Source organism: Micromonospora rifamycinica (assembly GCF_900090265.1).
Taxonomy (GTDB): domain Bacteria; phylum Actinomycetota; class Actinomycetes; order Mycobacteriales; family Micromonosporaceae; genus Micromonospora; species Micromonospora rifamycinica.
In genome coordinates this window covers 4,708,232-4,728,030 of record NZ_LT607752.1, presented here as the reverse complement: position 1 = coordinate 4,728,030, position 19,799 = coordinate 4,708,232, and the positions used below count along the sequence as shown (strand labels likewise).

The following is a 19,799-nucleotide window of genomic DNA, read 5'->3' as shown; positions in this document are numbered from 1 at the left end:
GGAGTACCCATGATCCTCATCCTGACCGCTCCCGACGACGTGCACGCCGACGCGGCCGAGGTGGAGTTGGGCCGGCGCGGCGTCAGCTGGGTCCGTTTCGACCCGGCCGACGTCCCGTCCCGCGCGTCGCTGTCGGTGACCATCCGGGAGGGTCGGCTGACCCGCACCCTGGTCCGGCACGCCGCCCCGGGCGACGTCCACCCGGACGGGACCGGTGACCGGGTCCTCGACCTCGACACGGTCACCGCCGTCTGGTTCCGCCGCCCCGGTGTCCCGGTCGCCCCGGCCCACCTGGGCGAACCCCACGCCGGCTTCGTGGTCGCGGAGAGCCGGCAGTTCGTCGGCGACGTCTGGGAGACCCTCGACGTGCCGGCGCTGCCTGCCGCCCGGCCGGTGGTGCTGCGCGCCCAGCAGAAGGTCCGCCAGCTCCAGCTCGCCCTGCGCCTCGGCTTCGACGTGCCGGCGACCGCCGTCGGCAACGACCCCCGCGACGTGCTCGACCTGTTCACGCACACCGGCGGCCGGTTGATCACCAAGCAGGTCGGGCTGACCAGCCTGCGCGACGAGCTGATGCGCTTCACCGAACCGGTCTCCCACCGCGACGTCGGCCACGTCGACGGGGTACGTCACTGTCCCCTCATCGCGCAGGAACGGGTGCCCAAGCGGGTCGAGCTGCGGGTCACCGTCGTCGGGGACCGGGTGTTCACCGCCGCCATCGACTCCCAGCGGTCCAACCACGCCCGCCACGACTGGCGTCGCCAGGACGACCGGAACACCCCGCTGACCCGGTACGACCTACCCACCGACGTCGCCGCCCGGTGCGTGGCGCTGACCCGCGCGCTCGGCCTGCGCTACAGCGCCCTCGACCTGATCGTCACCCCCGACGACCGGTACGTCTACATCGAGATCAACCCCACCGGCCAGTACCTGTGGGTGGAGGAGGAGACCGGGCTGCCCATCACGGCCGCCGTGGTCGACCTGCTCACCGCGCCCGCCCCCACCCCCGGAGCCAGCACATGACCACCCTCGACCCGGCCCTGCTCGACGCGGCCCTGCGCCTGGTACGGGAGCTGACCACCGACCGCGCCGGGATGGGCGAGGCCCGCCGGCGCCTCGCCCCGCTGCGGGAGCGCTGGCCCGGGGCCGATCCGGCGATCGTGCGGGACGAGGAGGCCGCCGACGGCTCCGTCTCCTTCGACGTGCTGCTGCGCGAACCCGCCGGCACGGTCTCCGTGGCGTACAGCCCGACGCCGGCGCTGCCGTGGCCGTTGCGCGGGGCGGTCCGGCACTCCGACCTCCATCTCGCCCGGGTGGGCACCCGGACCCTGCGGGTGGGCGAGGCGCTCACCGCCCTCGACTTCCTCTGGTACGACCACGACGTGCTCGCCCGGCTGGTCGACACCGGCCTGGTCGCCACCGAGCTGGAGCAGCACCCGGTCGAGGTCGACGACGACGAACTCCAGGCGGCGGCCGACGCGTACCGCCGGGCCAAGGGCCTGCTCGACGCCGAGGCGACCGCACGGTGGCTCACCGAGCGGGGGCTCAGCGCCGAGGACTTCGCCGACCTGATCGCCCACACCGTGGCGGTCGCCCGGCTGCGCCGGCAGGTGGTGGGCGACGGGTTACCGTCCTGGTTCGCCGCCCACCGGTCCTCGTTCGACACCCTCGTGATCGCCTGGACCGCCGAGGGGTCGCCGCCGACCGACCGCGCGGCGGCGCTCCCGGCGGTCGCCGCCGCGGTCCGCGCCGGGCGGGCCGCGGGCATCCTGCGGACGGTCGCGGTGGCGGCCCCGCCCGAGCTGCGCGCCGCCAGCGGACCGGTGCCGACCACGATCGCCGGGACGGCGGTGACGGCGGTGGTGGTCGACCGCGAGCCGGCCGTCCTCGACGGGGGCACCCGGGCGCTGGTCGAGCGGGCCATGTTCGACGAGTGGCTGGCGCGGCGGCGGGCCGAGACGGACGTCGAGTGGTTCTGGTTGCCCCGGGACCGGACGACGCGGGTCCGGTGACCGGCCGGCGACGGGTGCCGGTGGTGCTCCAGGTCGCCGCCACCGACTGTGGACCCAGTGCGCTCGCCATGCTGCTCGCCGCCTGCGGCCGGGCGGTCCCGGCGTCGTACCTGCGGGCCCGGCTCGACGTCGGCCGGGACGGTCTGAGCCTGCGTGACCTGCGCGACGCGGCACAGGAGCACGGGCTGCGTTGCCGGGCGATCGCCCTGCCCGCGCTGCGCCGGGACGCCACCCGGCTGCGGGAGCTGGCCCTGCCCCTGGTGGCGCACTGGAACGGCGACCACTACCTGGTGGTGGAGCGGGTGGGACGGCGCGGCATCGACGTGGTCGACCCGGCCGTGGGCCGACGGCGGCTGTCGCCCGCCCAGTTCTCGGCCGGCACCACCGGTGTGGTGCTGCTGGCCGAGCCCGCCGGTCCCGCCCCGCCGGCACTCCCGGCACCGTCACCGGTACGCGACCTGCTGGTGCCGGTGCTGCGCCGGCACACCGGCCTGCTCGCCCTGCTGGCCGCGACCTCGGTGCTGCTCACCGCGACCGGACTGGCCGTACCGTGGGCCACCGCCGCGATCATCGACGCCGCCGCGCCCCCCGAAGCGTCCTGGCTCGCCGCCGTCGCCGCGCTGGCCCTGCTCACCGGGGCGTTGTCCCTGGCCCGCGGGCTGACCGTGGCCGCCCTGCAACGACGCATCGGCACCCGGCTCGGCACCGAGACGGTGCACCGGCTCTTCGCGGTGGTCTACCGGTACTTCCACCGCCGGTCGGCCGGTGACCTGGTCGACCGGGTCCGGGCGGTCACCGCCGTCCGTGACCTGCTGGCGTCGGCGCTGGTGGCCACCGCGCTCGACGGTCTGCTGGTGGTCGGCTACCTGGCCGTGGTGACCGTGCTGGCGCCGGTGCTGGGCCTGGTGGCCGCCGGTGTGATCGCGGTCCAGGCGGGCACGGCGCTGTGGGTCGGCCGTCGCTCCGGCGCGCTACAACGGGAGGAGCTGCTCGCCTCCGGCGAGGAGGCGGCCCGACTGGCCGACGCGGTGCAGGGGATGGCGGCGATCCGGGTCGCCGGGGCGCAGCAGCGGGTGCTGGGCCGCTGGCAGGAGTCGTTCGACCGGGGCGTCGGGGCGGCGCACCGGCTGGCCCGGCTGTCGGCGGTCGCGGACGCCCTGCTCGCCGCCTGGTCGATGGCGAGCCCGGTGCTCATGCTGCTGGTGGCGGTCCGGCAGGCCGACTCACCCGGCCGGGCGGCCGGATTGGCCGCGCTCGCGGTCGCCGCGATCACCCCGGCGGTGGCGCTGGCGCAGCGGCTGCCGTCGTTCACCCTGCTCGCGCCCACCATGGACCGGCTGGCCGACATCGCGGACGCACCGGTCGAGCAACCCGCCCCGGGTATGCCCGCGCCCACCCTGACCGGGCTGGTCACCCTCAGCGGGGTGAGCTTCCGCTACGACCGGCGCTCGCCCTGGGCGCTGCACGACGTCACCGCCGTGATCCGGCCGGGCAGCAAGGTGGCGGTGGTGGGCGGCTCCGGCAGCGGCAAGAGCACCCTGGTCGGCCTGCTGACCGGCCTGTACGCACCGACCGGGGGGCGCATCCACGTCGACGGCCACGACCTGGCCACGCTGGACCTGTCCTCGGTGCGCCGGCAGATCGGGGTGGTCCTCCAGGAGACCTACCTCGGCGCGGGCACCCTCCGGGAGGCGCTGACCCTGGCCCGCCCGGACGCCTCCGACGCCGCCATCGCCCGGGCGCTCCGGCTCGCCGCGCTGCACGACGACGTGGCGGCCCTGCCGATGGGGCTGCACACCCACCTCGGCGACGGTGGCGCCGGCCTGTCCGGCGGGCAACGGCAGCGGGTCGCGCTCGCCCGGGCGCTGCTCGCCGACCCCGCCCTGCTCATCCTGGACGAGGCGACCAGCGCGCTGGACACGGTGACCGAGGCCGCCGTCGAGGCGGCGCTCCGTACGCTGCCGATGACCCGGCTGGTCATCGCGCACCGGCTGTCCACGGTCGCCGACGCCGACCTGGTGCTGGTGCTGGACCGCGGCCGGCTGGTGGAGAGCGGACCACCCCGGGTGCTGCTCGCCGCCGGTGGGCCGTTCGCCCGGCTGGCCGGCGTACCCGGTGCGGCCCGCCTACCCGGTGCGGCCCCCGGTGCGGCCCGCCCGCGGTGCTAGAGCGAGGCGCGGGCCGAGAAGGCGATGCTGGCGAGCAGGAACCCGCCGTTGACCACGGTGAACGCCACGATCACCCAGAACACCAGCGCCGGGGCGGCCATCAGCACCAACCCGGCCACGAAGATCACCGCACCGTAGTCGCGGACCAGCTTGACCAGGCGTACCGGCAGCGAGGTGGAGGTGACCATGCTGGCGGCGTTCGGGCCGGCCTGCATCACCGAGGTCACCAGGTTGACCATCCAGGTGCCGGCGAAGGTGGCGACCAGCCAGGTCGGGGTGCTCGGGCGCTGCGCCACGGCGGTCGCGGACAGGGCGGCGACCAGGGCGATCTGGGCGGCCACGTCGCAGAGCACGTCGACCCGGGCGCCGGCTGCGCTGCCCTGGCCGGTGACCCGGGCGAGCTGCCCGTCGGCGCAGTCCAGCGCGTACGCCACCTGCCAGCCGACCAGCGCGACCAGACCGACCAGCCAGGCCGGTACGGCCCCGGCGGCGACCCGGCCGGCGAGCGCCACCACGGTCACCGAGGCGGCCAGACCGAGCACCAGGTTGGTGATGGTCAGCGCCGTCGGGCGCAGCCCGAGACGCTGGGCGACCAGGGCGAAGACGGCACCCAGCCACTGGCTGACCGACTCGCTGAACAGGCCGCCGCCCCGGTTGACCCGGTGGAAGTCGGCAACGGTGGGACGGGGTTCAGCCACAGTGGTCGCGGAGTGCACCGGCGTAGTCTGCCAGCTGCTTCCGCGTCTCGGTAACCGACATGGCCAGGTGCTCCAGGATGGTGTACCGGTCGGGTCGGGTGGCCGGGGCGAACTGCACCGCCTCGACGAACTGCGCGTCGGTCAGGCCCACGTCGGCGGGGAGCCGGGGCAGCCGGTGCCGGCCCAGGCAGGCCGCCATCTCGGCGAAGCGCCGCCGGTCGCCCCGCAGGAACGTGCAGAACAGCGCGCCGAGCCCGGCCAGCTCGCCGTGCGACGAGGTGCCCGGGAAGAGGGTGTCGATCGCGTGCATGATCTCGTGGCAGCCGCCGCTGGCCGGTCGGCTGCTGCCGCAGACCGCCATCGCCAGGCCGCTGGAGATCAGCGCCTCGGCCAGCACCGTCACGAAGGCGTCGTCGGTCATGTCGCCGGTGTGCGCGAGCACCGCCTCCGCGCCCATCCGGGCCAGCGAGGCGGCGAGGCCGTCGACCGGCTCGCCGCGTACCTGCCGGGCCAGTTCCCAGTCGGCCAGCGCGCTGATGTTGCTGACCACGTCGCCGATGCCGGCCCGGTTGTGCCGGTCGGGGCCGGCGGCCACGAAGTCCAGGTCGACGATCACCGCGATCGGGATGTGCACCCCGTAGGAGCCCTTGAGACCGCCGGTGATCAGGCTGGCCACCGGGGAGGCGATGCCGTCGTTGGCGAGGCTGGTCGCCATCGTCACCATCGGCAGGCCGCGCCGGGTGGCGGCGTACTTCGCCACGTCGATGGTCTTGCCGCCGCCGATGCCGACCACCGCGTCGTACGACCGTTCGCGGAGCTTGCCGCCCAGTTCGTCGGCGGCGTCGAGGGTGCCGCCGGACACGGTGAAGACGTCCGCCGAGCGCAGTGCCGGCCGGACCAGCTCGGCGATCTGCCCGCCCTGACCGGGGCCGACCACCACCGCCACGTCGCCCCCGGCGGAGATCCGCCCGTCGGCGAGGATGGTGGCGAGGTCGGCCACCGCGCCGCGCCGCACGTCGATGTGCAGCGGGGTCAGGATGGTACGGGCTAGTAGCGGCACGCGATCTCCCGCGCCCGGGTCAGGTCGTCGTGGTTGTCGACCTCCACCCAGGAGACGTCCCCGATCGGCGCGGCCCGCACCTCACCGCCCCGGCCGGCGAACTCCTGGTAGCCGTCCTCGTAGTAGAGGTTCGGGTCGCGCCGCCAGGTCGCCTCCAGCGCATCGGCGAGCGCCCCGGCCACCTGCGGCTCGATCAGCGTCGCCCCGATGTACTCCCCGTACGCCTCGCCCGGGTCCATCAGCTTGGTGATCCGGGTGAGCTGGCCGGCGGCGTCGAAGGTGGTCTTCATCTCCTCCTCGGCCAGCGTCTTGAGGGTGTCGACGGCGAGCAGGATGCCCGGCCCCCGCTCGGCCAGCAGGGTCTTCTCCACGCTCACCGGGTGCACGGTGTCACCGTTGACCAGCAGCACCCCCCGGGCGAAGTGTTCCCGGGCCAGCCACAGCGAGTAGGCGTTGTTCCACTCCTCGGCCTTGTCGTTGTGCACCAGGGTGAGGGTGACGCCGTACCTCTCCTCCAGGGCCGCCTGCCGCTGCACGACCGCGTCGGCGGCGTAGCCGACCACGATCACGATCTCGGTGAGCCCCACCTCGGCCAGGTTGCGCAGCGCGATGTCCAGGATGGTGGTCTCACCGTCCACCGGCACCAACGCCTTGGGCAGGGTGTCGGTGTACGGGCGCAGTCGGCGCCCCGCACCGGCCGCGAGCACCATCCCGATCATGCGGGGCCTCCCTCGTCCTACTCCAGGTCACCGTTCCAGGTCACCGTGGAGGATAGCCCCGCGTCACCGGACGGCCGCCGTCAACCGGGAGTTCACCCCCGGGCCACCCGGGAGTCCGGGCCGGGAAGTCCGGGCCGGGTCGATCGGGAAGTCCGGGCCGGGTCGATCGGGAAGTCCGGGCCGGGTCGATCGGGGGTTCAGCCGGGCAGGGCGGCCAGGTCGGCGAGCACGCCCAGCCGTTCGTCGGCGGTCAGCGTGGCGTACGGGCCGGCCGCCCGACGGTCGGTCTCCAGCTCGATGGCCCGTCGTTCCGGCCCGTCCGGCAGCTTGCCGACGCTGGTCGCGGTGTGCCCGGCGGCGGTCCACGCGGCGGCGTGCGCGTCCGCGCGGTGGTACCGCAGCGCGCCGATCCGGTTGAGCAGCAGCACTCCCGGCGGGGTGCCGTCCGGCTCGTGGGGCGGGGCCAGCACGTCGAACGCCGGCGCGGGCTCGGCGGCCGGCTCCCCGGCCAGCAGCAGCGCGTACGCCAGCACCCGGCCGTACGCCTCGACCAGCCGGCGCACCCGGTCGTCGTGCCCGGCCCACAGCTCCTCGGTGACCTCGGCGTGCACCTGGTACAGCTCGGCGAGGAAGTCGGCGCCCCGCTCGGTGGCGGTGAAGCCGCCGTCCGGCCGCCGGGCGATCATGCCGTGCGCGACCTGCTTGTCCAGGGCACGTTGGCAGGTCGCGGGATCGCGGTAGCGGTTGACCGCCGCGAAGCCCACCCGGTCGACGGTGCCCCCGGGCACGGCGAGCCGGGTGCGGAACTCCACCAGGAAGGCGGTGGCGGCCGGTCCCCCGTACCGCTGGCTCAGCTCGGCGCCGCCACCGTCGTGGCCGGCGAGCATCCCCGCCACGAACGCCCGCTCGACCGCCGGGGCGACCAGCCCGGCGAACCGGTGCGGTGCCAACTCGACGCCATCGTCCACGGTCAACGCGCCGGGACAGCGGAGGGGCTCGGTGGGCACGCTTCGACAGTAGCGAGCGGCGGGCGACCGCGCCGATGTCCGGTCCTGTCCCGACCTGCACGGAGTCGACCGGTTCCGGGCAGGTCACCCCCCGACGGTGTGCCCGCATGTTGAACTCGGCGTGTATCCCGGCCGGAGCGGCCCGACCAGGTCCTAGGCTCGTGTGCATGACCGCCGAGCAGCTGATCTCGTTCGCCCGTGGCGCCCCCTCGCTGGACATCGTGGATGTCGAGGGGCTCAAGGCCGCCGCCGTCCGTGCCTTCGACGCCGACCCCGCCGGGGTCACCGCGTACGGGACCTCCGTCGGCTACCCGCCCCTGCGGAAGTGGATCGCGGAGAAGCACGGCGTCGAGGCGGACCAGGTGCTGGTCACCAACGGCTCGCTCCAGGCCGACGCGTTCCTCTTCGACCACCTGGTCCGGCGCGGCGACGCCGTGGTGGTGGAGCGGCCCACGTACGACCGGACCCTGCTCAACCTCCAGCGGATGGGCGGCGAGATCCACGGCGTCGGCATCGAGCCGGACGGGCTGGACACCGCCGAGCTGCGCAAGCTGCTGGAGTCGGGGGTACGCCCCCGGCTGGCCCACGTGATCCCGAACTACCAGAACCCGGCCGGGGTGACCCTCTCCCTGGACAAGCGGCGGGAGCTGCTCGACCTCGCGGCCGAGTACGGCTTCACCATCTTCGAGGACGACCCGTACGCCGACATCCGGTTCCGGGGTGAGCCACTGCCGTCGATGCTGTCGATGGACACCCGGGGCGTGGTGGTGCACGCGTCCAGCTTCACCAAGACCGTCTGCCCGGGGGTCCGGGTCGGCTACCTGGTCGGGCCGGCGAGCCTGATCGCGGACATCGCCAAGACGGCGACCAGCCTCTACATCTCGCCGGGCATGGTCTCCCAGGCGATCGTGCACCAGTTCTGCGTCTCCGGTGACATCCAGCGGTCGATCGCCACGGTCTCCTCGGCGCTGGGCGAGCGGGCCGGGGTGCTGGCCGAGTCGCTGCGCCGGCACCTGCCCGAGGTCACCTTCGTCGAACCGGACGGCGGTTACTTCCTCTGGGTGGAGTTCCCGGACGACGTGGACGTCGACAGGTTGGCGCCGGCCGCCGCCGAGCGCGGCGTGGCCGTGGTCAAGGGCAGCGACTTCATGGTCGACGGCGGGCGGCACGCGTTGCGGTTGGCTTTCTCCGCGGTGACCGCGGACCGGATCGACGAGGGCGTCCGCCGGCTGGCGGAGGCGGTGGCCGCGGTACGCGGCTGATTATCTGTCGGATTTCCGACAGAAGTACGCCATCGGCCGGTCAGGGGCTCGCCCTGACCGGCCCGGCGACCCACAATGCTGCGAGCGTCGCTCACGTTCGGCCGCTGACCTGGCCCGGTCGCGCCCACACGTCGACGACACCGCAGCTTCACCCCGCCCCCCGAGGGCGCCGGGTGGGTCGGGTCGCCCCCTCACCCCCTGAACGCGGCCCGACCCGCCCGGCGCCAGCCACGGTCGCGCATTGCCGGTGGCCGGGCCGCCGTACCCGGAGCCGCCGATCGCCCGGGGGCCGCCGGTGCGGTGGCGGCGTAGCCTGCAAGCCGCAGCACCACACCGGGGAGGGGGAACGCCATGACGGACCGGGCGGAACGGGAACGGTCGGCGACACTCCACGGCGGCCGGGTGCTCAATCCCCGCGCCTGGGTGTCCCCGGTCCGGGCGATGTCGCGCATCCTCAACGCCGACGGCTCCCCCCGGACGCCCGCGCCCGCCGACCCCGGCCGCAGCGGCGTGGTCGACTGCGGCGTCTACGTCGACGGGAAGCGCCGCCCCGGCCAGTGGCGGTACGCCGAGGCGTTGGCGGCCGCCCGCGACGAGCGCGACGCCTTCGTCTGGCTCGGGCTGCACGAGCCGGAGCTGGCCGAGATGACCGCCATCGCCGAGACGTACGGGCTGCACGAACTGGCCGTCGAGGACGCGGTGAAGGCGCAGCAGCGACCCAAGCTGGAGCGCTTCGGCGAGGTCAGCTTCCTGGTGCTGCGTACCGCCCGGTACTGCGAGCACACCGAGTTGACCGAGACCTCCGAGGTGGTGGAGACCGGGCAGGTGATGCTCTTCATCGGCCCGAACTTCCTGATCAGCGTCCGGCACGGGGACGCCTGCCGGCTGGCGCCGGTCCGGGCCGACCTGGAGGCCAAACGGGACCTGCTGCGACACGGGCCGTGGGCGGTGGCGTACGCGATCACCGACCGGGTGGTGGACCTCTACCTGGAGGTCGCCGACCAGCTGGAGGACGACCTCGACGTGCTGGAGGCCGACGTCTTCGACCGGCAGACCAGCGGGCGGATCCAGCGGATCTACCAGATGAAGCGGGAGCTGGTGGAGTTCAAACGGGCGGTGATCCCCCTGCAACGGCCGCTGCTGACGTTGACCGCCCAGGTGAACCGGGAGGTGCCGCAGGAGGTCCGGCGTTACTTCCGCGACGTGCAGGACCACCTCAGCCGTACCGTCGAGCAGGTCAACTCCTACGACGACCTGCTCAACTCGATCCTCCAGGCCCGGCTGGCGCAGGTCACCGTCGATCAGAACAACGACATGCGCAAGATCGCCGCCTGGGCCGCCATCGCGGCGGTCTGGACCGCATTCGCCGGGGTCTACGGCATGAACTTCGAGAACATGCCGGAGCTGAAGTGGACGTACGGCTATCCGGGCGTGCTCGCGCTGATGCTCGCGATCTCGCTGGCGCTGTACCGGTGGTTCCGCCGTAACGGCTGGCTCTGACGGTCGTCCCGGTCAGTGGGCCGGGGCGGCGGCCGGGGTCGCCGCCGCCAGCAGCTCGGAGACGGTGACGAACTCGAAGCCGCGCCGCCGCAGCCCGCTGATCATCGCGGCCAGCCCCCGGATGGCGACCAGCCGGTCCACCGGCCCGGTGTCGTGGGCGAGCAGGATCGTGCCCGGGTCGCAGGAGTCGACAACGTAGTCGACCAGGCCGTCCGGATTCCGGGTGAACCGGGATTCGAGCATCTGCCGGTTCCAGAGGACCACCTGGTAACCGAGGTCGTTGGCGGCCAGCAGGGTGCTGCCGGCCAGGTGCCCGTAGGGCGGGCGGAGCAGGGTGGGCTCCCGGCCGCAGAGCCGGGTCAGCTCGTTGTGCGCCCGGCCGATCGCGACACAGGCCTGCTCGTAGGTCATCTTCGCCAGGTCCTGGTGGTCCCAGGTGTGGTTGCCGATCTCGTGCCGGTCCAGCCGGTGGGTCACCAGGCGGCCGTACTCGCGGGCGCGGCGGCCGACCATGAAGAAGGTGGCCGGGGTGTCGGTCTCGGCGAGGATCGACAGCACCCGCGGGGTCCAGTTCGGCGCCGGGCCGTCGTCGAAGGTGAGCGCGATCAGCCGTCGGGTGGTGTCCACGCTCCACACCACGTCGACCCGGGAGGACTTCGGCGGGGTACGCCGGTCGGCGTGCACGGTCGCCGCGTAGCCGCCGTAGACGGGCAGTTTGCCACCGGCGGTGGCCTCGGAATACCCGAACTCGCCGGTCAGCGCCACCCCGGCGCCGGCCAGCGCGGCGGCGCCACCGGAGAGGATCCGCCGCCGGGACAGTGCCCGGTCCCGCCCGGCCGCTGAGGTGCGACCCGGTTCCGGGGCGAGGGGATCCGGGTCGGTGGTCGGCGTCTGCATGGTCAGCACTGTAGGAGCCGGACGCCCGGCGGACGATCCCATAAGCGGCGACTTAAGTCAGGACGCCCACCGACCCGGACGTGCCGACGGCGCGGGACGACCGGGATCGTCTCCGCGCCGTCGGCGGGACCGCGGAGCTCAGCGGCGGGTGCCGGACTTCGCCGACCGCCCGGCGTCGAGCGCCTTGCCGAGGTCGTCAGCCGGCCGACCGGACACGTCGGTCGCGCCCTCGGCGACCGAGGGAACCTGGTGGTTCGGGTGGATCACCGGCTTGCCGGTCGACGTGTCGGCGGCCACCGCGGAGCTGCCGACGCCGGTGGCCGGCGCAGCCGACCCGGCGGGGGTGGACCCGCCGGCCGACGGGGTCTGGACGACCAGGACGTCGACCTCGTCCCGGGCGGCCTCGACACCGGTCGTGGGGCGGACCCCGGTGGCACCCGGGGTGGCCGCCGCGCCGACGTTGCGGGCGCCCGGGGTGGTGTCGATGCCGTGGGTCGGGTCGTACTCGGCCCATTCCTGCTGCTCACGCCGCCGCCGCAGGGCCATCGCACCGGCCACCCCGGCCACCGAGCCGGCGACCAGCAGGCCGGCGAGCATGCCCCGCGACCTGCGCTTGCGCTTCTGCGCCTTCGGGCTCTTCGCCTTGATCTTCTTGCTCACCGCGGCCTGCTTGGCGGCGGCGATCTTCCTGCCGGCCACCGCCCGGTCGGCGGCCTCGGCCTGGGCGTTGCGCACCGCCAGGGCCACCGGCGCCAGGGCCGCGACCGTCGACGCGAGGCCGCTGGAGGCCCGGTCCCGCGCCACGACCGCAGCCGGCGCGACAGCCTCCCGGGCCGCCTGGACCCGCGGGCCGACCGTGGCGCCGGCGCCCTTCGCCGCGTGCGTGGCGGCCTGCCTCAGATGACCGATGCCCTGGTGCAACTCCACCTTCGCGAGCTGCCCCCGGGTCTTGCGCCGCCCGATTCCCAACACGGTCCCACCTCCTGGGAGTTGTTCCTTCGTCATCCTCCACCACCGGATGCCTCCGCACTGCCAGATGGGGCACATGGGAGGATCCGCATGGAACTGACCAACGAGTGAGGAGTACCCGTGGCCGAGGCTATCTACGCCACCTTGCACACCAACGCTGGCCCGATCCGGCTGGAGCTCTTCGGCAATCACGCTCCGAAGACGGTTCGTAACTTCGTCGACCTGGCCGAGGGCAACAAGGAGTACACCGACCCCCGCACCGGCCAGCCGGGCAACGGGCCGTACTACGACGGCACCATCTCGCACCGGGTGATCAGCGGTTTCATGGTCCAGATGGGCGACCCGACCGGCACCGGCCGGGGTGGGCCGGGTTACACGTTCGCCGACGAGTTCCACCCCGAGCTGCGCTTCGACCGGCCGTACCTGCTGGCGATGGCGAACGCCGGGCCGGGCACCAACGGCTCGCAGTTCTTCATCACCGTCGGGCCGACCCCGCACCTGAACAACCGGCACACCATCTTCGGCCAGGTGGCCGACGAGCAGTCCGCGAAGGTGGTGGACTCGATCGCGAACACCCCGACCGGTCCGAGCGACCGACCGCTGCAGGACGTGGTGATCGAGCGGGTCGAGATCGAGCGCACCGGGGCCTGACCGCACCCGCGAGGTACCTTTGCACGCATGACTGAACGCTCCGGGCCGGCCGGCGACGCCACCGGTGCGCCGGTGCCGACCAGCCCGGTCTGCTACCGGCACTCCGACCGGGAGACGTACCTCAGGTGCTCCCGCTGCGACCGGCCGATCTGTCCGGACTGCATGCGGGACGCGCCCGTCGGCCACCAGTGCCCGGAGTGCGTCGACGAGGGACGCCGCAGCGTACGGCCGGCGCGTACCGCCTTCGGTGGCGGTACCGCCGGCCGTCGCGGCCTGGTCACCCGCACGCTGATCGCCCTGAACGTGCTGGTGATGATCGTCTCGGTGCTCAGCGACCGGGGCGGCGACTCGATGATCGGCGGGTCCGGCTTCGGCGGCCTGCTCGGTGGCGGCACCCCGCTGACCCAGTGGGGTTCGGTGCTCAGCTACGCGTCGTACGTGCCGTTCGGCGAGGCGCACGGGGTCGCCTCCGGCGAGTGGTACCGGCTGGTCACCGCGATGTTCCTGCACTACGGCGTGGTGCACCTGCTGCTCAACATGTGGGCGCTGTGGGTGCTGGGGCGGGAGCTGGAGGCCCTGCTCGGGCCGCTGCGCTTCCTCACCCTCTATCTGGTGGCCGGACTCGGCGGCAACGTTGCGGCGTACCTGTTCAGCAGCCCCAACACCGCCTCGGCCGGGGCCTCGACGGCGATCTTCGGGCTGTTCGCGGCGGTCTTCGTGCTGATGCGCCGGCTCGGCCGGGACACCTCGGCGATCCTGCCGATCCTGGTGATCAACCTGATCTTCACCTTCACCGTGCCGGGCATCTCCATCCCGGGCCACGTCGGCGGGCTCGTCGTCGGGGCGCTGATGGCGCTGGTGCTGGCGTACGCCCCCCGGATGCGGCGCTCGGTGTTCCAGGCGGCCGGCACGGCGGTGATCCTGGCCGCGCTGCTCGGCCTGGTGATCGTCCGCACCGTGCTGCTGCTCGGCTGATCACCCGGTCGGATCGGCAGGCCAGGGGCGGGGCGGCAGGCCGGGGGCGGATCAGGGGCGGGCGGCAAGTAGCGACTCGGCCACCTCGGTCGGCGGCGCACCCAGGTCGGCCCGGCCGAGCAGGTGCAGGGTCTCCCCCGCGTCGATCTCCAACGTCTCTCCGGACAGCCCGAACCGGGTCCGCCGGTCCACGGTGATCGCCTCCACCACGTCCCACGGCAGGTGCCGCCGCCCGGCGTACCCCCGGACGACGGTGATCCCGTCGGCGTCGACCGCGAGCCGGACCGGGGCGAGCAGGTCGCGTGCCGCCCAGCCGACCAGGCCCACCGCGGCGGCGAGGGCCAGCACCCACTGGACCGGGTCACCGGCGGCGAGCAGCAGCCCGAGGGCGAGCAGACCGAGGGCGGCGGCCAGTTTCGTCGCCGGGAGCGCCGGGGACACCCGCCACTGACGGGCCGGAGACGATGGTGGATGCACCACCCCAGCATGCCAGCCGCGCCCGCACCACCCCGCCGACCGGCCTGGACGGCCCACGGCGTGACGACCCGGCCGGGGGCACGGGGTGGGGCCGGGCCCCGGTAGTATCGAGCCAGCCGACGTTACCGGAGAGTAGCCATGAGTGACGCAGTCATAGTCGGTGCGGTACGCACCCCGGTCGGGCGGCGCAAGGGCGGCCTCGCCGGCATCCACCCGGTCGACCTGTCGGCACACGTGCTGCGCGCCCTCGCCGACCGCACCGGCATCGACCCCGGCCAGGTCGACGACGTGATCTGGGGTTGCGTGTCCCAGGTCGGCGAGCAGTCCTGGAACGTCGCCCGCAACGGGGTGCTCGCCGCCGGCTGGCCCGAGACGGTGCCCGGCACCACCCTCGACCGGCAGTGCGGCTCCAGCCAGCAGGCTCTGCACTTCGCCGCCGCGACCGTCCTGTCCGGCCAGGCCGACCTGGTGGTGGCCGGTGGTGTCGAGTCGATGACCCGGGTGCCGATGGGCGCCAGCGTCAGCGACGGCACACCGTTCAGCGCGCAGCTCCGCGAGCGCTACCGGGGCGTCGAGGGCTTCGCCGACGACCAGCCGCTCCCGTTCAACCAGGGGGTCGGCGCCGAGCTGATCGCCGCCCGCTGGCGCCTGTCCCGCGCCCAGCTCGACGAGTTCGCGCTGGCCAGCCACGAGAAGGCCGCCGCCGCGCAGGACGCCGGGGCGTTCGACCCCGAGCTGGCCCCGGTGCCGCTGCCCGACGGCGGCACGGTCACCGCCGACGAGGGCATCCGGCGGGACACCTCGCTGGCGAAGCTGGGCGAGCTGAAGACCCCGTTCCGAAAGGACGGGGTCGTCACCGCCGGCTCCGCGTCGCAGATCTCCGACGGAGCCGCCGCGCTCGCGGTGACCACCGCGGAGTGGGCCGGGCGGCACGGCCTGCGCCCGCTCGCCCGGGTGCACACCGCCGTGGTCGCCGCCGACGACCCGGTCACCATGCTCACCGCCCCCATCCCGGCCACCGCGAAGGCGCTGCGCCGCGCCGGCCTGGGCATCGAGGAGATCGGCGTGTACGAGGTGAACGAGGCGTTCGCCCCGGTGCCGCTGGCCTGGCTGGCCGAGACCGAGGCCGACCCGGAACGCCTCAACCCGCGCGGCGGCGCGATCGCGCTCGGCCACCCGCTCGGCGCGTCCGGCGTCCGGATCATGACGACGATGCTCCAGCACATGCGGGACAACGACATCCGGTACGGCCTGCAGACCATGTGCGAGGGCGGCGGCATGGCCAACGCCACCATCCTGGAGCTGGTCTAGCCGCCCGGCGACGAACGGGTCGGCCGGGGCGGGTGGAAAATGGCGGGTGCCCGGCCAGGCGGATGATCTACCCTCCGCTGCGTGACGACCACCTCCGAGGCCACCGGCTGGGCGGATCCGCAGTGGCGGTCCGCCGCGCTCGACTGGGTGACCGGGCAGCTCGGCCGGCGCGGCCGGCGGGTCACCGGCCCGGTCGAGCCCCGACTGCGCCCCTGGTCGCTGGTGTGGCGGGTGCCCACCGACGCCGGGCCGTACTGGTTCAAGGCGAACAACCCCGGCACGGCGTACGAGACGGTGCTCCTGGCCGAGCTGGCCCGGCGGGCTCCCGGCCGGGTGCTCGACCCGGTGGCCGTGGACACCCGGCGGGGCTGGTCGCTGCTGCCCGACGGTGGCCCGTCCCTGCGGGAGCTGGCCGAGCCCGACCCCGCCCGCTGGGTCGACGTGCTGGCCACGTACGCCGGCCTCCAACGGGCGGTGGCCCCGGGGGCGGACGCACTCGTCGCGCTCGGGGTGCCCGACCACCGGCCGGCGGCGCTGCCGGGCCTGCTCGCCGACCTGCTCGACGACCGGGCCGCCCTGCTCCTCGACCCCGGGGACGGCCCACCCGCCGGGGACGGGCAGGACGCCGGGGACGGGCAGGACGCCGGGGACGCGATGGACGCGGCGACCCACGACCGGCTGCGGGCGTACCTGCCGCGCTTCGCCGAGGACTGCCGGCGGCTCGCCGACAGCGGCATCCCGGCCAGCGTGCAGCACGACGACCTGCACGACGGGAACGTGTTCGGCGCGGCCGACGGCTACCGCTTCTTCGACTGGGGCGACGCCTCGGTGGCCCACCCGTTCGGCACGCTGCTGGTCACGCTGCGCTCGGTGGCGCACACCTTCGCGCTGGCCGAGGGCGATCCGGTGCTGCTCCGGCTACGCGACGCCTACCTGGAGCCGTGGACCGACCGGCACGACCGGGCGGCCCTGCGGGAGATCGCCGGCCTGGCGGTGCGGGTGACCACGGTGAGCCGCGCGCTGTCCTGGCGGCGGGCACTGGACACCACCGATCCGAGCCGCGCCGAGTACGTCAGCGCGGTGCCGGGCTGGCTCGGCGAACTCTTCGCGCCGATGCCCGTCTGACCGCCACCGACCCTGCCCGCCCCCACCCCTGCCCGCCGCCACCCCTGCCCGCCGCCACCCCTGCTCCCCACCCGACCCGCCGGGACGACACACCGCTGGTGCGACCCGGAGGAGTGGAACATCCAAAAGTCGACAGTGACCCATATCACCCCTGGTCACGGCTCGTTGGCGGGGTATGGACGTCTTCTCGCGCACCTTCCTCCCGGCCGCCGCCGACACCGGGCTGGCCGTCCAGACGGTGAGTCGACACATGCCGGTGTTCCGCCAGTGCGTCGGCTCGGGTGACGCCACCGTCCTGGTCGCCCGGTGCGCCCGCCCCGACCGGCCGGTCGACGGCGAGTACCTCCTCCTGCTCACCCACCGCCGGCTGGTGGTCACCCAGCAGACCCGGGTGCTGCACCGGCTGCGCCTGCACCTGAACACCGAGCTGCGCGAGCTGAGCAACGTCACCTGGAGCCCCGACCCCCGGGCGCAGGCCGTCGAGCTGGCCGCCACCGCGATCGACGGCGCACGCGAGCGGTTCGTCATCCGCACCCAGCACCCGAAGCAGGTGTGGCAGCTCGACACGCTGCTGCACCACGCCTTCCGGACCCGGCTGCGCAGGCCCGAGGAGCGGGTCGTCGCCACCATCGGCGACACCCCGGCCACCGGGCCGGCCCCGCTGCTGCGCCCGCTGCCGGCCCGCTGACCGCATCCTTACCTGACCCGAACACCGGCGGACGTTTCAGTCGGTTCCGGGTCGGTCATCATGGGCCGGTGACCGTCGACGCCGCCGTGCCGCGCGGGCTCGTCCTCGTGGTGGAGGACGAACCGGCCATCGCCGACCTGGTCCGGCTCTACCTGAGCCGGGACGGGTTCGGCGTACACCTGGAACGGGACGGCACGGCCGGGTTGGCCGCCGCCCGCCGGCTGCGCCCGGTGGCCTGTGTCCTCGACATCAGCCTGCCGGGTCTGGCCGGCACCGAACTCTGCCGCCGGCTGCGCGAGGCCGGCGACTGGACCCCGGTCATCTTCCTCACCGCCCGCGACGACGAGGTCGACCGGATCGTCGGCCTGGAGCTGGGTGCTGACGACTACGTCACCAAGCCGTTCAGCCCCCGGGAGCTGGTCGCCCGGGTCCGGGCGGTGCTGCGGCGTACCGCCGGGATCCCACAGGGGGTGGACCGGCCGCGCTCGGTCGGCCCGGTCACCCTCGACCCGGCCCGCCGTACGGTGCTCGCGGACGGGGCCGCCGTCCAGCTCACCTCCACCGAATTCGACCTGCTCGCGCACCTGATGGCCCGCCCCGGCCGGGTCTTCACCCGGGAGGAGCTGCTGGCGGCGGTCTGGGGGTACGCGGCGCACGCCGGCACCCGTACCGTGGACGTGCACGTCGCCCAGGTGCGGGCCAAACTCGGCCCGGCCAGCGTGATCCGGACCCACCGGGGCGTCGGATACGCCGCCGATGGCTGACCCCGCCGCCGCGCGCCCACCCGTCACCGCGCCGCCCCCACCCGGCACGCCGCCGGCCACCACCGCCGGACCGGCCACCGCCCGACCGGCCGCCGGGCGGCCCCGCCGCCGGATCACCCACACGCTCACCGCCCGCGCGGTCCTGGTCACCTGCGCGGTGGCGCTGGTGTCGGTGCTGGTCACCGCGCTGGTCGCCGTCCCCCTGGCGGTACGCGGGGTGGAGCGCCGTGACCAGGCCGCGCTGGCCGCGCAGGCCCGCCTCGCCGCCGACGTGCTCCGGGTACGCCCCAGCCGGCAGCGCGACGCGGCCGGCGACCGGCTGATCCGCCAGCTCCGCGAACAACAGATCGAGGTGTACGTCGTCCAGGGCGGGCTGGCCGACCGCCCCGGTCTGCCCCGGCAGGTGGTGAACCGGATCTCCGCCGGCCGGGACGTGTCCGGCCGACGGCTGGTCAACGGCCAGCGGACCCTGGTCGAGGGGCGGGCGCTGCCCGGCGGGGAAGGCGTGGTGCTGACCCGGGCCACCCCGCAGGGTCCGTGGCGGCAGGTGCTGCGCACCCTCTGGCTGCCGCTGCTCGCCGGGCTCACCGCCGGGGTGGTGGCCGGGCTGCTGCTCGCCCGCCGGCTGGCCCGGCCGATCCGGCACGCCGCCACCGCCGCCGCCCGGCTGCGCGCCGGTGACCGGGCGGTCCGGGTGCCCGTCGAGCCCCCCGACGAGGTCGCCGACCTGGCGTACGCGCTGAACGGGCTGGCCGCCGCGCTGGCCACCAGCGAGGGCCGGCAGCGGGAGTTCCTGCTCTCCGTCTCGCACGAGCTGCGTACCCCGTTGACCGCGATCCGGGGGTGGGCCGAGGCGCTCGCCGACGGGGTGATCGACGCGGACCAGACCCGAGCCACCGGCCGGACCATGCTCACCGAGGCCCGGCACCTGGACCGGCTGGTCGCCGACCTGTTGGCGCTGGCCCGGCTGGAGGCGGTGGACTTTCCGCTGGAACCGGTGCCGGTGGACCTCACCCGGTTGGCCGCCGACGCCGAGCGGACCTGGTCGGAGCGGTGCGCGGCGCTCGGGGTGCCGTTCCGGCTGGAGACGCCGGGCACGGCGGTGCCCGCGTACACCGATCCGGGACGGATCCGGCAGGTGGTGGACGGGCTGCTGGAGAACGCGCTGCGGGTCGTACCCCCGGGGGCGCCGGTGGTGCTCGCGGTCCGGTCGGCCGGTGCCGGCCCGGCCGCCGGTGGGCTGGTCGAGGTCCGCGACGGCGGACCCGGCCTCACCGACGACGACCTGGCGGTGGCCTTCGAGCGGGGCGCGCTGCACCAGCGGTACCAGGGGGTACGGAAGGTGGGCAGCGGGGTGGGGCTGGCGCTGGCCGCCGGGCTGGTCCGGCGGCTCGGCGGGCAGATCGTCGCCGGGCACGCCGCCGAGGGCGGGGCGGCGTTCACCGTCCGGCTACCCGCCGATCCTTACCTGACCCGAACACGGGCCTGACCCGGCGCCCATCCCGCTCGGCGACGCTGG

At 74.6% G+C, this 19,799-nt stretch carries 19 protein-coding genes; 12 read left to right on the top strand and 7 right to left on the bottom strand.

The annotated features are described in order from the left end of the window. Positions 1–9 precede the first annotated feature (9 nt). From GA0070623_RS19670 to GA0070623_RS19660, 3 genes are read left to right on the top strand one after another with little or no spacing between them, the layout of a single operon-like run. Positions 10–1,020, top strand: coding sequence for a hypothetical protein (locus GA0070623_RS19670; RefSeq protein ID WP_067309147.1), 1,011 nt, complete (start codon positions 10–12; stop codon positions 1,018–1,020). Beyond that, positions 1,017–2,009 carry a TIGR04500 family putative peptide maturation system protein gene (locus tag GA0070623_RS19665; RefSeq protein WP_067309150.1) on the top strand — a complete coding sequence of 331 codons (993 nt, stop codon included), beginning with the start codon at positions 1,017–1,019 and terminating at the stop codon, positions 2,007–2,009. Before GA0070623_RS19670 ends, GA0070623_RS19665 begins: the two co-directional genes overlap by 4 nt. Then, complete coding sequence (locus GA0070623_RS19660; protein WP_067309153.1) at positions 1,967–4,177, top strand: peptidase domain-containing ABC transporter; 2,211 nt, start codon at positions 1,967–1,969, stop codon at positions 4,175–4,177. Before GA0070623_RS19665 ends, GA0070623_RS19660 begins: the two co-directional genes overlap by 43 nt. Here GA0070623_RS19660 and GA0070623_RS19655 read toward each other — a convergent pair. From GA0070623_RS19655 to GA0070623_RS19640, 4 genes are all read right to left on the bottom strand, one after another. After that, on the bottom strand, positions 4,174–4,893 hold the full coding sequence (locus GA0070623_RS19655) for a CDP-alcohol phosphatidyltransferase family protein (RefSeq protein WP_067309156.1): 720 nt from the start codon (positions 4,891–4,893) through the stop codon (positions 4,174–4,176). The two genes, GA0070623_RS19660 and GA0070623_RS19655, sit on opposite strands and share 4 nt — an antisense overlap. Next, positions 4,868–5,935, bottom strand: coding sequence for an iron-containing alcohol dehydrogenase family protein (locus GA0070623_RS19650; RefSeq protein WP_067309159.1), 1,068 nt, complete (start codon positions 5,933–5,935; stop codon positions 4,868–4,870). The genes GA0070623_RS19655 and GA0070623_RS19650 overlap by 26 nt, the downstream gene beginning before the upstream one ends. Then, positions 5,923–6,654, bottom strand: a complete 732-nt coding sequence (locus tag GA0070623_RS19645) for a phosphocholine cytidylyltransferase family protein (RefSeq protein ID WP_067309164.1) — start codon at positions 6,652–6,654, stop codon at positions 5,923–5,925. Before GA0070623_RS19645 ends, GA0070623_RS19650 begins: the two co-directional genes overlap by 13 nt. Before the next feature lie 197 nt (positions 6,655–6,851). After that, the gene (locus tag GA0070623_RS19640; protein ID WP_231932478.1) at positions 6,852–7,661 is read right to left on the bottom strand and encodes a helix-turn-helix domain-containing protein; all 810 of its coding nucleotides are present in this window, start codon (positions 7,659–7,661) and stop codon (positions 6,852–6,854) included. A 167-nt stretch (positions 7,662–7,828) separates the two neighbouring features. On the opposite strand from GA0070623_RS19640, the gene GA0070623_RS19635 reads away from it, so the two are divergent. Both GA0070623_RS19635 and corA read left to right on the top strand, forming a co-directional pair. Then, complete coding sequence (locus tag GA0070623_RS19635; protein WP_067309166.1) at positions 7,829–8,923, top strand: aminotransferase-like domain-containing protein; 1,095 nt, start codon at positions 7,829–7,831, stop codon at positions 8,921–8,923. A gap of 351 nt (positions 8,924–9,274) precedes the next feature. Beyond that, positions 9,275–10,423: a magnesium/cobalt transporter CorA gene (gene corA, locus GA0070623_RS19630; protein ID WP_067309168.1), complete on the top strand. Its 1,149-nt coding sequence runs from the start codon at positions 9,275–9,277 to the stop codon at positions 10,421–10,423. 12 nt (positions 10,424–10,435) lie between these two features. Here corA and GA0070623_RS19625 read toward each other — a convergent pair whose 3' ends face one another. Together GA0070623_RS19625 and GA0070623_RS19620 are read right to left on the bottom strand one after the other, a co-directional pair. Further along, the gene (locus tag GA0070623_RS19625) at positions 10,436–11,320 is read right to left on the bottom strand and encodes a polysaccharide deacetylase family protein (RefSeq protein WP_084261337.1); all 885 of its coding nucleotides are present in this window, start codon (positions 11,318–11,320) and stop codon (positions 10,436–10,438) included. A 138-nt stretch (positions 11,321–11,458) separates the two neighbouring features. Beyond that, on the bottom strand, positions 11,459–12,325 hold the full coding sequence (locus GA0070623_RS19620) for a hypothetical protein (RefSeq protein ID WP_067309170.1): 867 nt from the start codon (positions 12,323–12,325) through the stop codon (positions 11,459–11,461). 84 nt (positions 12,326–12,409) lie between these two features. Between GA0070623_RS19620 and GA0070623_RS19615 the strand changes: the two genes are divergently transcribed. Further along, entirely contained in the window at positions 12,410–12,940 is a 531-nt protein-coding gene (locus tag GA0070623_RS19615) for a peptidylprolyl isomerase (protein ID WP_067309172.1), read from the top strand. Between the two features lie 27 nt (positions 12,941–12,967). Further along, a complete protein-coding gene (locus GA0070623_RS19610; RefSeq protein WP_067309175.1) occupies positions 12,968–13,915 on the top strand; it encodes a rhomboid family intramembrane serine protease in 948 nt (315 codons plus the stop codon). Between the two features lie 51 nt (positions 13,916–13,966). Here GA0070623_RS19610 and GA0070623_RS19605 read toward each other — a convergent pair whose 3' ends face one another. After that, entirely contained in the window at positions 13,967–14,392 is a 426-nt protein-coding gene (locus GA0070623_RS19605) for a PH domain-containing protein (protein WP_084261338.1), read from the bottom strand. 138 nt (positions 14,393–14,530) lie between these two features. On the opposite strand from GA0070623_RS19605, the gene GA0070623_RS19600 reads away from it, so the two are divergent. The 5 genes from GA0070623_RS19600 (at position 14,531) to GA0070623_RS19580 (ending at position 19,769) form a co-directional block, all read left to right on the top strand. Beyond that, the gene (locus GA0070623_RS19600; protein ID WP_067309185.1) at positions 14,531–15,703 is read left to right on the top strand and encodes a thiolase family protein; all 1,173 of its coding nucleotides are present in this window, start codon (positions 14,531–14,533) and stop codon (positions 15,701–15,703) included. Between the two features lie 81 nt (positions 15,704–15,784). Then, entirely contained in the window at positions 15,785–16,828 is a 1,044-nt protein-coding gene (locus GA0070623_RS19595) for an aminoglycoside phosphotransferase family protein (protein ID WP_067309189.1), read from the top strand. 175 nt (positions 16,829–17,003) lie between these two features. Further along, on the top strand, positions 17,004–17,516 hold the full coding sequence (locus GA0070623_RS19590; RefSeq protein ID WP_067309191.1) for a hypothetical protein: 513 nt from the start codon (positions 17,004–17,006) through the stop codon (positions 17,514–17,516). Positions 17,517–17,584: 68 nt separating this feature from the next. Further along, the gene (locus tag GA0070623_RS19585) at positions 17,585–18,280 is read left to right on the top strand and encodes a response regulator transcription factor (protein WP_067309192.1); all 696 of its coding nucleotides are present in this window, start codon (positions 17,585–17,587) and stop codon (positions 18,278–18,280) included. Continuing rightward, the gene (locus GA0070623_RS19580) at positions 18,273–19,769 is read left to right on the top strand and encodes a sensor histidine kinase (protein WP_067309195.1); all 1,497 of its coding nucleotides are present in this window, start codon (positions 18,273–18,275) and stop codon (positions 19,767–19,769) included. Before GA0070623_RS19585 ends, GA0070623_RS19580 begins: the two co-directional genes overlap by 8 nt. Positions 19,770–19,799 lie beyond the last annotated feature (30 nt).

What these genes read in the sequence shown, in the direction of transcription:
- GA0070623_RS19620 (WP_067309170.1), bottom strand. Translation starts at nt 12,325, where the DNA reads ATGACGAAGGAACAACTCCCAGGAGGTGGGACCGTGTTGGGAATCGGG.
- GA0070623_RS19580 (WP_067309195.1), top strand. Translation starts at nt 18,273, where the DNA reads ATGGCTGACCCCGCCGCCGCGCGCCCACCCGTCACCGCGCCGCCCCCA.
- GA0070623_RS19625 (WP_084261337.1), bottom strand. Translation starts at nt 11,320, where the DNA reads ATGCAGACGCCGACCACCGACCCGGATCCCCTCGCCCCGGAACCGGGT.
- corA (WP_067309168.1), top strand. Translation starts at nt 9,275, where the DNA reads ATGACGGACCGGGCGGAACGGGAACGGTCGGCGACACTCCACGGCGGC.
- GA0070623_RS19635 (WP_067309166.1), top strand. Translation starts at nt 7,829, where the DNA reads ATGACCGCCGAGCAGCTGATCTCGTTCGCCCGTGGCGCCCCCTCGCTG.
- GA0070623_RS19665 (WP_067309150.1), top strand. Translation starts at nt 1,017, where the DNA reads ATGACCACCCTCGACCCGGCCCTGCTCGACGCGGCCCTGCGCCTGGTA.
- GA0070623_RS19590 (WP_067309191.1), top strand. Translation starts at nt 17,004, where the DNA reads ATGGACGTCTTCTCGCGCACCTTCCTCCCGGCCGCCGCCGACACCGGG.
- GA0070623_RS19645 (WP_067309164.1), bottom strand. Translation starts at nt 6,654, where the DNA reads ATGATCGGGATGGTGCTCGCGGCCGGTGCGGGGCGCCGACTGCGCCCG.
- GA0070623_RS19670 (WP_067309147.1), top strand. Translation starts at nt 10, where the DNA reads ATGATCCTCATCCTGACCGCTCCCGACGACGTGCACGCCGACGCGGCC.
- GA0070623_RS19600 (WP_067309185.1), top strand. Translation starts at nt 14,531, where the DNA reads ATGAGTGACGCAGTCATAGTCGGTGCGGTACGCACCCCGGTCGGGCGG.
- GA0070623_RS19610 (WP_067309175.1), top strand. Translation starts at nt 12,968, where the DNA reads ATGACTGAACGCTCCGGGCCGGCCGGCGACGCCACCGGTGCGCCGGTG.